Source organism: Streptomyces sp. NPDC050535 (genome assembly GCF_044457665.1).
Taxonomy (GTDB): domain Bacteria; phylum Actinomycetota; class Actinomycetes; order Streptomycetales; family Streptomycetaceae; genus Streptomyces.
Genome location: NZ_JBITHE010000004.1, coordinates 463213 through 477587, shown reverse-complemented (window position 1 = coordinate 477587; position 14375 = coordinate 463213). Strand labels below are relative to the sequence as shown.

Sequence of the window (14375 nt, the reverse complement as noted above, 5' to 3'; positions counted from 1 at the left end):
TCAGCATCCTCACATCCTGGCTCTCGGCACAGGTCACGCGTAGGCCAACCGGCGTCGGAAGAACAGGAGCGCGCAGACCGAACAGTTCCGGTCCGCCACCGCTCCGCCGAACCGGCCCGTGACCAGGAGAGTGCCATGACCGGCGTTTCCACCCTCGACAGCCCCCCACTGTCGACCGCACCCACCCGCTACACCGTCACGCTCGCCCGCGACGAGGACGACGTACGCGCCGCGCAGCGACTGCGTCACGACGTGTTCGCCGGAGAGATGGGCGCCCTGCTGACCACCCCGCAGCCGGGTCTCGACATCGACGCCTTCGACGCGTACTGCGATCACCTCTTGGTCCGTGACACGGTGACCGGTCAGGTCGTCGGAACCTACCGGCTGCTGCCGCCCGACCGGGCCGCCGTCGCCGGACGCCTGTACTCGGAGGACGAGTTCGACCTCGGCCCGCTGGCCGCGATCCGCTCGGGGCTCGTCGAGGTCGGCCGCTCCTGCGTGCACCCCGAGCACCGCGACGGCGCCGTCATCGGTCTGATCTGGGCGGGGATAGCGCGCTACATGGTCGAAGGCGGCCACGAGTGGCTGGCGGGCTGCTGCTCCATCCCGCTCGCCGACGGCGGCGCGGTCGCCGCGGGCACCTGGGACCGGGTCCAGGCCAAGTACCTGGCGCCCGAGGAGTACCGCGTACGGCCGCTGCTGCCCTGGAGCGCCGAGGGTGTCACCCGGCCCGCGCGCACCGAACTGCCCCCGCTGCTGCGCGGCTATCTGCGGCTCGGCGCCTGGGTGTGCGCGGAGCCCGCGCACGACCCCGACTTCGGCGTCGCAGACCTGTACGTGCTGCTGTCGATGCGCAAGGTCAACCCGCGCTACCTGCGGCACTTCCTCTCGCTCGTACCGGCCTGATGAGCGCCTCCCGCACCGGCGTCATGGGCGCCACCCGCAACGGGGTCATAGCCGCCGGCAACGGGGTCATCCGCGCGTCCCGGGTGGGCGTGATCCTGCGCCCCCGCCGGGACACGACGGCGCTCGTCGGCCCGGCGCTCACCACGGCGGCCTTCCCGGCCGCCCCCACGAAGGTGCCGTCGCCCCGCCGCCGCGCCGGCGTACGGCCGGTCACGTTCCGGCCCGTCCAGCAGCCCACGAGCGCCTGGCTGCCCAGTGCCCCGTGCACCCCGCGCTTCTGCGTGGATGCCACGGGGTCCAGGGCGGGCGTGCCGCGTGCCGCGCTGCGGCTGGCCACCCTCCTGTTCGTGCTCACCTTCGGGATCGTGCTGATCCCGGTCGTCGGCCGGATCCCGGCCGCATCGCGCGACCGGCTCATCAGGACCTGGTGCCGGACGATGGTGCGGGCCGCGGGCGTGCGCCTGCGGGTCACCGGTTCCACCCCTCCCGCCGGCGGCCTGCTGGTGGTCGCCAACCACATCTCCTGGATGGACATCCCGCTGCTCGCGGCGGTCCGTCCCGGACGGATGATCGCCAAGGCCGAGATCCGACAGTGGCCGGTGGCGGGCGCGCTGACCGCGAGCAGTGGCGCGCTGTTCATCGAGCGCGACCGGCTGCGCGCGCTGCCGCGGACGGTCACGCGGATCGCGGACACCCTCCGCGACGGGTCCACGATGGTGGTGTTCCCCGAGGGCAGCACCTGGTGCGGCAGGGCTCAGGGGCATTTCCGGCGGGCCGTCTTCCAGGCCGCGCTCGACGCCGGAGTGCCCGTCCAGCCGGTGCGCATCCACTACCGCCTGGACGGCGGGACGGACAGCACCGCGCCGGCTTTCGTCGGCAGTGACTCCCTGCTCACCTCGGTGTGGCGGGTCGTCTCGGCGCGCGCCCTGGTCGCGGAGCTGGACCTGCGGCCGGTACTCGCATCCGAGGACTACGCCGACCGCCGAGACCTGGCCCGCGCCGCGCAAGGAGGACTGCGGTCGCCGGGCCCGCACGCACTCCCCTACGGGGTTTGAGGGAGCGCGCGGGCGAGAAAGGGAGCGGTCGTGCTCCCCTCCGCCCGTGCCACCTCGGCCGGCGTCCCCGCCGCGACGATCCGGCCGCCCGCGTCCCCTCCGCCCGGGCCCAGATCGATCACCCAGTCCGCGCCGGCGACCACCGCCATGTCGTGCTCGACGACCACGACGGTGTGCCCGGCGTCGACCAGTCCGTGCAACTGGCGCAGCAGCACCTCGACGTCGGCCGGGTGCAGCCCCGCCGTCGGTTCGTCGAGGAGATAGAGCGTGTGACCGCGGCGTACCCGCTGCAACTCGCTCGCCAGCTTGATCCGTTGGGCCTCACCGCCCGACAACTCGGTGGCTGGCTGGCCCAGTCGCAGATAACCGAGCCCGACGTCGAGCAGCGTGTCCAGGCTGCGCGCGACGGCCGGAGTGTCCGCGAAGAACTCCGCCGCGGCTTCCACGGTCAGGTCCAGCACCTGCCCGATGTTCCGTCCGCGGTACGTCACTTCGAGCGTCTCGGGGTTGTAGCGCGCCCCACCGCAGTCCGGGCAGGGCGCGTACGTGCTCGGCAGGAACAGCAGCTCGACACTGACGAAGCCCTCACCCTGGCAGGTCTCGCAGCGTCCGCCCGCGACGTTGAAGGAGAAGCGCCCCACCCCGTAGCCGCGTTCCTTCGCCTCCTCCGTGCCGGCGAACACCTTGCGTACGGTGTCGAAGAGACCGGTGTACGTCGCCAGATTCGAGCGCGGGGTACGGCCGATGGGCTTCTGGTCGACGCCGACGAGACGTCCGACGCCCGCCAGGTCCTCCGTCACCTCGCCGATGAGCGTGGACTTGCCCGAGCCGGACACACCGGTGACGGCGGTGAACACGCCGAGCGGCAACTCGGCCGTGACCCCGCGCAGGTTGTGCCGGGTGACCGGACCGACCTTCAACTGGCCGCGCGGCAAACGCACTTCACGTACCGGTGCGGGAGAGCGGTCGAAGAGGAAACGGGCCGTCGCCGACTCGTCGACGTCCGCCAGCGCCGCCACCGGCCCGCTGTGCAGCACGCGTCCGCCGTGCTCGCCCGCGCGCGGGCCCACGTCGACGAGCCAGTCGGCGCGGCGTACGACATCGAGGTGGTGCTCCACGACGAACACCGAGTTGCCGGCCGCCTTCAGCCGGTCCAGGACCGAGAGCAGGGCCTCTGTGTCCGCCGGGTGCAGTCCTGCGGACGGCTCGTCGAGCACGTACACCACCCCGAACAGCCCGGACCGCAACTGCGTGGCCAGCCGCAGGCGTTGCAGCTCACCCGCCGAGAGGGTGGGGGTGGCGCGGTCGAGGCTCAGGTAGCCGAGGCCGAGTTCGGCGACGGGCGCGATACGGGCCCTGAGGTCGTCGATGAGGACGCGGGCCGCCTCGGAGGCGGCGGTCAGCGACCCGGCGAGCTCGGACAGCGGCAGCGCGGCCAGCTCGGCGATGGTCCGCCCCGCGAGTGTCACCGCGAGGGCCTCGGGACGCAGCCGGCTGCCCCCGCACACCGGGCAGGGCGCACTGACGAGGTAGCGCTCGGCCCTGGCCCGCAGAGTCTGGCTCTTCGAATCCGAGAACGTCTTCATGACATAGCGCCGGGCACTCATGTACGTGCCCTGGTACGGGCGTTGGATCCGTCCCGCGTCCCGCACAGGATGCACGGTGACCACCGGCTGCTCGTCCGTGAACAGGATCCACTCGCGCTCCTCGGCGGGCAGTTCGCGCCACGGCCGGTCCACGTCGTGGCCCAGGGCGTCGAGGACGTCGCGCAGGTTCTTGCCCTGCCAGGCGCCCGGCCACGCGGCGATCGCGCCCGCACGGATCGACAGCGACGGATCCGGGACCAGCGACTCCTCGCTCGTGGTGTGGACCCGGCCGAGACCGTGGCACTCGGGGCAGGCCCCGACCGCCGTGTTCGGCGAGAAGGAGTCCGAGTCCAGGCGCTCGGCACCCTCCGGATAGTCACCCGCGCGTGAGAAGAGCATCCGCAGGGAGTTGGACAGGTTGGTGACCGTGCCGACCGAGGAGCGTGACGTGGGCGCCGAACGGCGCTGCTGGAGCGAGACCGCGGGCGGCAGACCGGTGATGTCCCCGACCTTCGGCGCACCGACCTGGTGGATCAGGCGCCGGGCGTACGGGGCCACCGACTCGAAGTAACGCCGCTGGGCCTCCGCGTAGATCGTGCCGAAGGCGAGCGAGGACTTCCCGGAGCCGGAGACGCCGGTGAAGACCGCCAGGACGTCGCGTGGGATGTCGACGTCCACCCCCTGGAGGTTGTGCTCACGGGCGCCGCGTACGCGGACGTAGGAGTCGTGAGGGCCGTTCGGGGTGGGCATCGGCGGGACTCCTGAGGACGTCGGGGCAAACCCCACGATTCTAGGTCGCGGTGAGTCCCGCGACCCGGGCGAGCCTCCGGAAGGAGTCGAGGAGGGCGTCCCGGTCGTACGTACTGGTCGTGACCAGCACCTCCTGTGCGCCGGTTTCCTTGATCACCGTCTGCAGTTCGTGGGCGACCTGTTCCTCCGTGCCCGCGAGCTGACCGGTCAGCCCGGACTCGTAGAGATCCCGCTCCCTGCCGCTCAGCGCCAGGCTCGCGACCCGTTCGGCGGGCGGCAGGGGCGGGAACGTGCCGTGGGTGCGGGAGTAAGCCATCGACCAGGCTTCCGGGAGCAGCAGGCGCCGCGCGTCCTCGGGGGTCGCGGCGACCGCGACCGTGCCGGAGATCACGACGTACGGCTCCCGGGCCCAGACGGAGGGGCGGAACGTCTCGCGGTAGTGATCGATGCCGCGCCTCATCCGGTCGCGGTTCCTGAGGTCGCCGATGACCATGGGCAGGCCGGCTCGCGCCGCGATCGTGGCGCCCTCGCCCATGGCGAGCAGGAAGGGCGGCACGGTCAGGCCCTCGGAGGGGCGGGCGTGGACGCCGGTCGACGACGTGCCGCGGAACCAGCCGAGCAGTTCGGTGAGCTGCGCCGCGAAGTCGTCGCTGTCGGCCGCGTCCTTGTCCCGGCCGAGGGCCTTGCGGACTCCGTCGGTGAACCCGACGGAACGGCCAATACCCATGTCGATCCGGCCGGGGAACAGGGACTCCAGGACGCCGAACTGTTCGGCCACGATCAGGGGTTGGTGGTTCGGCAGCATCACGCCGCCGGTGCCGACCCGGATCGTACGGGTGGCGGCGGCGACCGCGGCGGCCAGGACGGTCGGCGCGGAGCCCGCGACCCCCGGCACGCCGTGGTGCTCCGAGACCCAGATCCGGTGATAGCCGAGGGCCTCCAGGTCCTGGGCCAGTCGCACGGTGTCCCGCAGGGCCTCGGGAGCGTCGTGGCCCTCGCGGGTGCGGGAGCGGTCGAGCACGGAGAAGCGCACGGCTTCAGGGCGCGGCCCCGGTGTGCTGGGGTGCTGCTGCGGGCTCGGCATGGCTGCTCCGGCGGAGATCGGTCGCTGTCGTCATGGACGTCAACCACGGATCTCCTCCGGGGCTTCCCGGCCCGTCGGCCTCACACCTGGGGCTCGGCCGCCAGGAACTGTGTCGCCGCCAGTTCCCGGTAGAGCTCGTCGTCGTCGACGAGGGTGCGGTGGGTGCCGATCGCGCGGACGTCACCGTGCTCCAGGAGCACGATCTGGTCGGCCCCGGTCACGGTGGAGAGCCGGTGCGCGATGAGTATGACCGTGCACTGTCCGGCGGTGCGGGCGACCAGTTCGCTCAGGGCCTGCTCGTTGCGGGCGTCGAGCTGGGCGGTCGCCTCGTCCAGCAGCAGTACCTGGGGGCGCCGCAGCAGGGCGCGGGCGATGGCCAGGCGCTGGCGCTCACCGCCGGAGAGCGTGACGCCGCGGGGGCCCACAGGCGTGTCCAGGCCCATCGGCAGGCGGGCGACCAGCGCGTCCAGACGGGTGACGGCCAGCGCCTCGGACAGGTCTTCGGGCGTGGCCGAGGGAGCGGCGTAGAGCAGGTTCTCGCGGAGGGTGCCGGACATGACGGGGGAGTCCTGCTCGACGTACGCGATCCGGCGTCGCAGCTCGCCGCGGGTCAGGGCGGAGATGTCCTGGCCGCCGATCCTGATGGTGCCCGCGGCCGGCTCGTAGAAGCGCTGGAGGAGGGAGAAGAGGGTGGTCTTGCCCGCGCCGGACAGGCCGACGAGCGCGGTCTGGGTGCCGCCGGGGACGGTGAAGCTCACGCCGCGCAGGGCCGGGGCACGGCCCGGGTAGGTGAACTCGACCCCGCTCAGCTCGATGTCCGGCGGCGGGCCGGGGGCGGGGGCGGCGGGGGAGTCGATGTCGGCCTCGACAGGAAGCCCGGCCGCCTCCTGGATCCGGCCAACCGCGCCGAGCCCCTGCTGGAGCTGGGCGGCGCCGCCGACGAGCTGGGATACCGGGATCGCCAGGAAGAACACGTACAGCAGGAAGGCGATCAGCTCGGAGACCGACATGGTGTCGTTCGCCACGAAGACGCCGCCGACGCCGAGGACCACGAGGAACGCGCTCTGGATGGAGGCGCCGCCGACCATGGCGACGAGGGCGCTGTAGCGGGCGCCGACCAGTCCGGCCGCGTACGCCTCGTCGACCGCCTCCTCGGCGGCGCGGGTCTCGCGGCCCTCGGCGCCGTTGGCCTTGACCGTACGGGCCGCGCCGAGGGTGCGGTCGAGGACGGCGCCCACCGCGCCGACGGAGGTCTGCGAGCGGGCCACCGCGGCCTTGATCCGGGGCAGGATCATGGTGATCACGATGCCGACCAGGGTCAGTACGAGGAAGGTGACACCCAGCAGGCGCACGTCCAGCGTCGCCATCATGAGCAGGGTTCCGGCGAAGGTCAGTACGCCGTTGACGGTCATGATGAGGCCCTCGGTGGCGGCGCTCTTGAGAAGCGTGCTGTCGGAGGTCACGCGGGCGATGAGGTCGCCGGGCGCCCGTCGGTCGAGCTCGGAGACCCGGAGCCGGATCAGCCGGTGCACCAGACCGCTCCTGACCTGCCGGACCACCCGTTCCGAAGTCCGTTGCTGGAGCCAGGCGTTGATCCCGGTGAGCAGGGATCCCGCCGCAAGGAACGCGGCGAGCAGCGCGACCGGCGCGGCCACGCCGGCGCCCTCGTCGAGCCGGTCCAGGATCTCCTGCGCGAACTTCGGCTGCACCAGGCCCGAGGCGCTGGCCAGCAGGGTGAGGACGAGGGAGAGGAGCAACACCCGCCAGTGCGGCCTGGCGTAGCCGATCAGGGCGGCCAACGTGCCTACGGGTGAGCCTGGGTGGGTGGCGGAGGCGCCCTCGCCTTCGGCGACGGGGTGGTTGGTGGGCGGGGCGGCTGGGGTGCTCGGGCGGTCGGTGGGCGGGCTGGTCGGGGTGCCCGTGCGGTCGGCGGACGTGCCGTTCGGGGTGCCCGGCGGGGCAGCGGCGGCACCTGGGGAGGTAGCGGGCCAGACAGCAGCGGTGTCGGGTGAGGCACCGGGCCGGTCAGCGCCGGTGCCCGGTGCGGTACCGGGTCGGGCAGCGGGCGCGTCGCCCGCGGCGTCCGGCCGGGCGTTGGAAGGGTTGCTCGAGGCGTCCGGCCGGTCGGCGGCGGCACCCGGCTGGGCGACGGACGTGCTGTTCTCGGTCATGCGCCTCGTACTCCGGTCGCGGCCGGCACGGCCGGCAGTGTTTCGAGCCGGGTGGCGGCGGCCGCGCTGCCACCCGCCGCCCGGAAGGACTCCCCGATCGCCTCGGCGGCCTTGCGGTGACCCCCGGAGGGATCGAGCACGGCCTCGACCGCGGCACCGATCCGCGTCGCGTCGGCCCGCCCGAAGCGCAGCCGCACTCCGGCGCCCGCGTCGACGACCTGACCCGCGACGATCGGCTGGTCGTCCCGGATGGGGGCGACGACGAGGGGGACGCCGTGCCACAGCGCCTCGCAGACCGTGTTGTGGCCCGCGTGACAGACGACCGCGTCGAGCCTTTCCAGCAGGGCGAGTTGGGGCACGTGCGGGCGCAGCAGGATGTTGTCGGCGACCGGGCCCTCGACGACCTCGCCGGGATCGACGAGCACGGCGCGCACCCGGTCCGCCATCGCGGCCAGTGCCTCGACGGCCGTGTTGAGGAAGCGGGCACCCGCGTCCGTGTTCGCGGTGCCCAGGCTGACCAGCACGGTGGGCAGCGCGGACGCCTCGAGCCAGGCCCAGGGAAAATCGTCGGGACGTGCCGGGCGGGCGGCGACCGAGGGGCCCACCAGCCAGACCCGGCCGGGGAGTTCGACCGGGCCGAGCAGCGCGCGCGTGGTGTACGCGAGCACGCCGTGCGGTGAGAAACGCGGGTCCGCCCCTCCCGAGCCGCCCGCGATCCGTCCGCGCAGTTCCGCGAGCAGCCCGTCCAGCCAGGCCGCGACCTTGGGCAGGCCGGCCAGCGGGTCGACCAGTTCGGCGGAGGTGGTGGCCGAGGTCACCCAGGTCAGACCGAGGGACTCGGCGACCAGCGCGCCCGCCACCGCCTGCTGGTCACTGACGACGACATCGGGACCGTACGCCTCGATCGCGGCCCGTACCCCGGGCGCCATCGCGTCCGCGAGCGGGATCAGGAAGCTCTCCCAGAGGAACTGGAAGGCGGCGGGGCCCTTCAGCTCGGGTGGCCGGGACGGCGCGTCCTCGGGCACCCCGCACGGGAAGACGACGGCGTCGGCTCCCGCGAGGCTCCGGATCAGCTCGGGGTGGCCCGCCCAGGCGATGTCGTGCCCGCGGGCGGCCAGCGTCGCCGCGGTGCCCACCGCCGGGTTCACGTGCCCGACCAGCGGAGGCATCACGAACAGGAACCTGCCCATCTAGCGGGCCTCCCGCAGCGCGCGCGCCTCCTGGCGGAACAGCCAGTCGCGCACCAGGGCGTACGTCTCCTTGGTGGCCTCCACCATCACGGAGTGCCCCCGGTCGGGCAGCACGACCGCGCGGCAGTCCTCCAGGGCGGCCTCCATCGCGCCGGCCTGCGCGGCGAGCACCGACGCCCCGCCGTACAGGGCGAAGACGGGGCAGCGGATCGCGGACAGGTCCTCGTCGATGAGGTCGCTCTGCGGGATCTCCTGGGCGACGGTGGTCTCGTCGAGCATCTTTCCGGCGGCCCGGAACGGCCGGGCGTTGCGCTCGCCCGGGTTCTCCCGCAGCCACTCGGTGACCTGCTCGACCACCGAACTCCCCTGCACCAGACCCTCGTACATGCTCTGCGCCCAGGGCCTGGCCGGCGGCTCCGCCTCGATGGCGACGACGCTGGCGACCCGCCCGGGGCGGGCGGCGGCCATGGCGTACGCGACGGCGCCGCCGAAGGAGTTGCCGACGAGGTGCACCGGGCGGTCGACGGCGAGCGCGTCGAGCAGCTCGTCCAGGTCGGTGACGAAGTCCTCCATGCGGTAACCGGTCGGAGGCCGGGAGGTCTTGCCGTGCCCGCGCAGGTCGTACATCACGACGTCCATGCCCTCTTCGGCGAGCTGTGGGGCGAGGCTGAAGTAGTAGCTGGCGAGGCTGTCGATGAGCAGGCCGTGAATGAGGACGACGACGGGACGCGGCGCGTCACCGGTGTGGCCGAGGCGCTGGACGTGCACGTCGAGGCCGTTCACCCGGATCGTGGGCATCGTCAGCTCACCTCCGCGACGGCGAGCGAGCCCACCACATAGCCGACGAGATCGCCGACGGTCAGCGCGATGATCTCCTCCAGGCCGCGATCCGCTATGAACGCGGCGAAGTTGACGCGCTCGCCGTAGAACTCGCGCAACTGGGCGGACAGCGTGACGAGGTCGATGCTCTCCAGCTCCAGGTCGTCGTGGAAGGACGTGGCCAGGGTGATCTCGGCGTCGTCGAGCCCGTACTCCTCCAGCACGGTGCGCAGGATGGCCGAGATGTCGGCGAGCGCGGTCGACTCGTCGGGGGCGGCCGGGCGCGCGGCGGCTTCGAGTCCGGTGAGTTCAGTGGTCATCTGCGTTCTCCTGATCATTGACGGCCGTCCAGGCCACGACGTACTGCTTGCCGGGGCGGTCGGACGGCTGGGGGGTGGTCAGCTCGCGATGCCGCACGAGGTACTCCTCGCCCGCGGTGCGTACGGTCAGCAGGGCGCCGTCCGCCGCGGTGATCTCGAACTGCTTGGGCTCGCCGCCGAGTCCGGTGCCGCGCGCCTTTGCAACGGCTTCCTTGGCGGCCCAGAACCTGGTGAACCAGAGTCGTTCGGGGGCCTGTTCCGAGAGCCCTCTGAGCAACTCGCTCTCGTGGGGGGTGAGTGCGACGGCGAGGGTGCCTTCGGGGCGGTCGGTGATCTCCTCGATGTCGATGCCGCAGGGTCCCTCCGCCCTGGCCATCGCGACGGCGGTCTCGCCGCGATGGGCGAGGGAGACGTGCAGCGCGGGCAGGGTTCTGCCGTAGCCGCCGGTGACGAAGGGACGGCCGCCGGGCTGGTTGCCGACCCGCACCTCGGCGGGGAAGAGCGGACCCGCGCCGCCGTCCCACAGCAGATGCCGTACCGCGTCCTTCACCGCGATCCTGCCGAGGAGCCACTGCCGTCGGCCGCGCGGCGCGTGTGCCGCGTACTGCTCACGCTCCTCGCCCGCCAGGATGTTCCGCATGATCAGTTCACGGGTGGCCAGGTCCGGCCACTCCTCGTGGACGAGCGACCAGCCGCCCGGCTGCATCAGCGAAAGGGTGCGCAGCTCGGGCTCGCGGTCCACGGCGCGAATCCGTGGATTGCTGTCGAAGCGGCGGTCCTGCCAGCCGGTGAACTCCGCCCACACACGCCCCTGGTGGACCAGCTGCATGTCCGCCTCCAGCGTCGCGTCGGTGACGGACGTGATCCTGATCAGGCACTCCAGCTGTTCGCCGGCGGCCGGATGCGGTCCGTGGAAGCGGATCTCCTTCATGCCGACCGGGAACACGGTGGTGCGCACCGGGAGGCTGGACATGATCCAGTAGCCGAGGAGTTGGCCCACGTTGTCCAGCAGCGCTCCCGGCGCGGGCGGGGTGACGATCACGCCGCGGACGTGCCGGTCGCCGACCGCGGTCAGTTCGCTCACGCCCTGGAACCGCGGACCGTGGAACATCCAGCGGCGGGTGTAGAGCTCCGCCGCCGTCATGTCGGGCTTCCGCTCTTCCGTGGCCGGGAAGGTCCAGGGGGCGCTGGGCGTGGACTGCGTCTGTCCGGGGGCGAGTTCGACCACGGCTTTCGCGTAGGAGCCGAACGAGGCGGTGACCCGGTCCGGCCCTTCGGGCACGATCCGTACCGGGATGTCTACCGCGGGAGTGGCGGCTACCCACTGGTGCAGCCGTACGTCGTGGACGGCCACCGCGCGGTGACCGGGCACGGCCCGCTCCGCGAAGTCCATGAGGTGGGCGACCACCGTGGTGCCGGGGACGACGGGCCAGTGGTCGGCGGGATCGGCTCGGGCGGGCTGCTTGTAGAAGCAGTGGTCGAGAAGGTAGGGCATGGAGTCGACGGAGACGTGCAGGGTGGCTTCGAGGGGGCGCACGGCGGGCGGCCGGGGGTCCGACTCGACCGGTCGGGGCCGGCGAACATGGTCGGCGGGAGCGGAACGGCCGGGCCTGCGGCGGCTCGCCGTCACCACGTCCGAGGCGAGCGCGGTCGCGTCGCGCAGCAGCGCCGTCAACTCCATTCCCAGAGCGTCCTGTTCGCCGACCCCGGCCAGGTCGAGGCCCGCCTGCGGAGCGGGCGTACGGCGGAGCGCCGCACCCACCCGCCGACGCGTCTCCGCGTCCAGGGAGACGTTCGCGCCTCCGAGGTCCAGCTTGACCGGGCGTCGTGAGCGAGCGGGAGTCGCGGCCTTGAGGCTGCCGAGCAGCGGCGCCAGTTCCGGTGTTGCCCCGTCCGCCCACAACGCGCTTGCCACCCGGTGCAGTTGCGGCAGCCCCGACCGGTGCGGCGAGTGCGCGGGGACGACGAGGTGGTCGCGCCCTTGCAGGGTGTCGCCGATGAGCGACCCGAGCTGTCCGGCCCCGAGCTGGACGAAGGCACGGAAGCCCGCCGCGTACATGGTGTCCACCAGGGGCCGGAAGCGGACCGGTTCCAGCAGATGGCGGATGAACAGGGCCTGGATCGCGGCGGGTTCGGCGGGATACGTGGTGACGGTCGTCGCGGACCACAGCGGAAGCCGCGCCGGGTGCAGCGAGTAGGCCTCCGACGCCTCCCTGATGGGACCCAGGTACGGCTTCAGCATCGGCGTGTGGAAACCCGAGCGGAACGGCAGGATCTGCGAGATCGCCGCCCGGGCACGGAACCGCTCGACGAGCTCGCCGACCGCGGACTCCGGACCGCAGATCATCGACTGGTTGGGGGAGTTGTCATGGGAGAGCACCACGTCGTCGCGGCCGGACAGCTCCTCCAGCACCTGCTCGGCGGGCGCGCCGATCACCGCGAAGGCCAGTCCGGGGACGTTCAGCGCGTCGGGGTCGAAGCCGGCGAGGAAGGCGTCGACCTCCTCCGGCGCGTGGATCCCGGCGGCGGCCATCGCCGTCCACTCGCCCAGGCTGTGACCGGCGAGCGCGTCCGGTACGACGCCGAGCCTTCGCAGCGCGGCGTCGAGGAGCCGGCCCAGTTCGAAGACGCCGGTGCCCTGGCGGCCCACGTCGCCCACGGTGGCGTCGGCGACGGCGGGCAGGTCGAAGTGGCGCGCGAGGTCATCGGAGTTGGGCGTGAACTCGGCCTCAAGACCCGGGAAGACGAAGGCGAGCTTCCCGCCACCGGGGCCCAGCAGCGGGCGAGGCACGAACCACACGTCGTTGCGGCCACGCCAGCCCCTGCCCTTGGCGACCGCCTTCCGCGCCAGCGCCAGCCGCTTCGCCGTCGGGTCGACGACAGCGAGGCGAACCGGGTCCGAGCCCTGAGTTGCCGCCCGCTCGTCGAGACCGGCCGCGAGGAGCGTGGTGTCGTCGCGGTCCAGCAGCTCGGCCATCGCCTCCGGCGTCGGCGCGGTCAGCCGCAGTACTCGCTCGGGCTCGTAGACCCCCACCACCGGGACCTTCACCACCGGCCTGGCCGCGACCTGTTCGAGCACCACATGCGCGTTGATGCCGCCGAACCCGAAGGCGTTGACGGCGGCACGGCGCACGGGCTGCCGTTCGTCGGTGTGCCAGGGGCGGGCGGTGTCGATCGGGGTGAACCGGGTGCGGGCGAGTGCCGGGTGCGGGTCGTCGCAGTGCAGGGTGGGCGGCAGTACCGCGTGGTGCACGGCGAGCGCGGCCTTGACGAGCCCGGCGACGCCCGCGGCGGGCATGGTGTGGCCGATCATCGACTTCACCGAGCCGATGACGGCGGACGGCCGCTCCGCGGTCGCTTCCTCCGGCGGCGGCCCGAACACCTCGGCCAGCGTGGCGAGTTCCGTTCCGTCACCGGCGGGTGTCGCCGTGCCGTGCGCCTCCAGGAGCCCGATCGAACCGGGTGCGGCCGGGTCGAGCCCGGCGGCCTCCCAGGCCTGCCGCACCGCGCGGACCTGGCCGCCCGAGTCGGGGGCCATCAGGCTGGTCGTACGTCCGTCGGAGGCGACGCCGGTCCCGGTGATCGCGGCGTAGATCCGGTCGCCGTCGCGCTCGGCGTCGGCGAGCCGCTTCAGGACGACGACGCCGGTGCCCTCACCGATCAGCACCCCGTCCGCACCCTTGTGGAACGGCCGGATGCGTTCGCTCGGCGAAAGTGCCCCCAACTGGCTGAACACGCTCCAGAAGGTGATGTCGTGGCAGTGGTGCACCCCACCGGCGAGCATCAAGTCGCAACGTCCGCTGGCGAGTTCGCGCACCGCGTGGTCGACGGCGATGAGCGAGGAGGCGCAGGCGGCGTCCACGGTGTACGCCGGACCGCGCAGGTCGAGCCGCCCGGCCAGCCGGGACGCGGCGAGGTTCGGCACCAGGCCGATCGAGGACTCCGGCGCCTCGGGCCCGAGCCGGTCGGTGAACGCCTGCCGTACCGACTCCAGTTGGTCGGCGCCGAGGTCGGGCAGCAACTCGCCCAGGGTCCGTACGAGCTGGCTCGCGGTGCGGACCCGCTGGTCGAGCCTGACCAGACCGGGGGTGAGGTAGCCGCCCCGGCCGAGGACCACGCCGATCCGGTGCCGGTCGGCGGGCAGCCGGTCCGCGCCGCCCGCGTCGGCGATGGCCTGCGCGGCGACCTTCAGCGCGATGAGCTGGTCGGGCTCGGTGGCGACCACCGAGGCCGGCATGATCCCGAACTCGGTGACGTCCACCTCGGCCAGTTCGTCCACGAAGCCGCCGCGCCGGCAGTAGACCCGGTCCGCGCGGGGCTCGGCGCCGGGCGCGTAGTGCTCGTCGGCGTCCCAACGCCCGGGCGGGACCTCGGTGATGGCGTCCACACCGGCGACCAGGTTCCGCCAGTACGCGGCGAGGTCGGGGGCGCCGGGGAAGAGCACCGACATCCCGACGATGGCGATGGGTTCGGCGCGTGCACCGGTCATCCGGT

The 14375-nt window shown here is 72.9% G+C and carries 9 protein-coding genes; 2 read left to right on the top strand and 7 right to left on the bottom strand.

Going from position 1 to position 14375, the window contains the following annotated elements:
• The first annotated feature begins 135 nt into the window (after positions 1-135).
• Together ACIBLC_RS12695 and ACIBLC_RS12690 are read left to right on the top strand one after the other, a co-directional pair.
• Positions 136-906: a GNAT family N-acetyltransferase gene (locus ACIBLC_RS12695; protein ID WP_399210865.1), complete on the top strand. Its 771-nt coding sequence runs from the start codon at positions 136-138 to the stop codon at positions 904-906.
• Positions 906-1961 (top strand): lysophospholipid acyltransferase family protein, encoded by a 1056-nt coding sequence (locus ACIBLC_RS12690; RefSeq protein ID WP_399210863.1) that lies wholly within the window; start codon positions 906-908, stop codon positions 1959-1961. Before ACIBLC_RS12695 ends, ACIBLC_RS12690 begins: the two co-directional genes overlap by 1 nt.
• On the opposite strand, the gene ACIBLC_RS12685 is transcribed toward ACIBLC_RS12690, so the two are convergent.
• The 7 genes from ACIBLC_RS12685 to ACIBLC_RS12655 form a co-directional block, all read right to left on the bottom strand.
• The gene (locus ACIBLC_RS12685) at positions 1949-4297 is read right to left on the bottom strand and encodes an ATP-binding cassette domain-containing protein (RefSeq protein ID WP_399210862.1); all 2349 of its coding nucleotides are present in this window, start codon (positions 4295-4297) and stop codon (positions 1949-1951) included. The genes ACIBLC_RS12690 and ACIBLC_RS12685 overlap by 13 nt on opposite strands.
• Before the next feature lie 40 nt (positions 4298-4337).
• Positions 4338-5381 (bottom strand): LLM class flavin-dependent oxidoreductase, encoded by a 1044-nt coding sequence (locus tag ACIBLC_RS12680; protein WP_399210861.1) that lies wholly within the window; start codon positions 5379-5381, stop codon positions 4338-4340.
• Positions 5382-5461: 80 nt separating this feature from the next.
• Entirely contained in the window at positions 5462-7552 is a 2091-nt protein-coding gene (locus tag ACIBLC_RS12675) for an ABC transporter transmembrane domain-containing protein (protein WP_399210860.1), read from the bottom strand.
• Positions 7549-8742, bottom strand: coding sequence for a glycosyltransferase (locus ACIBLC_RS12670; protein WP_399210858.1), 1194 nt, complete (start codon positions 8740-8742; stop codon positions 7549-7551). Before ACIBLC_RS12670 ends, ACIBLC_RS12675 begins: the two co-directional genes overlap by 4 nt.
• A complete protein-coding gene (locus ACIBLC_RS12665; protein ID WP_399210857.1) occupies positions 8743-9540 on the bottom strand; it encodes an alpha/beta fold hydrolase in 798 nt (265 codons plus the stop codon). It lies immediately after the preceding gene.
• Positions 9541-9542: 2 nt separating this feature from the next.
• Positions 9543-9881 (bottom strand): phosphopantetheine-binding protein, encoded by a 339-nt coding sequence (locus tag ACIBLC_RS12660; RefSeq protein ID WP_399210856.1) that lies wholly within the window; start codon positions 9879-9881, stop codon positions 9543-9545.
• On the bottom strand, positions 9871-14370 hold the full coding sequence (locus ACIBLC_RS12655; RefSeq protein WP_399210855.1) for a type I polyketide synthase: 4500 nt from the start codon (positions 14368-14370) through the stop codon (positions 9871-9873). Before ACIBLC_RS12655 ends, ACIBLC_RS12660 begins: the two co-directional genes overlap by 11 nt.
• Positions 14371-14375: the final 5 nt, after the last annotated feature.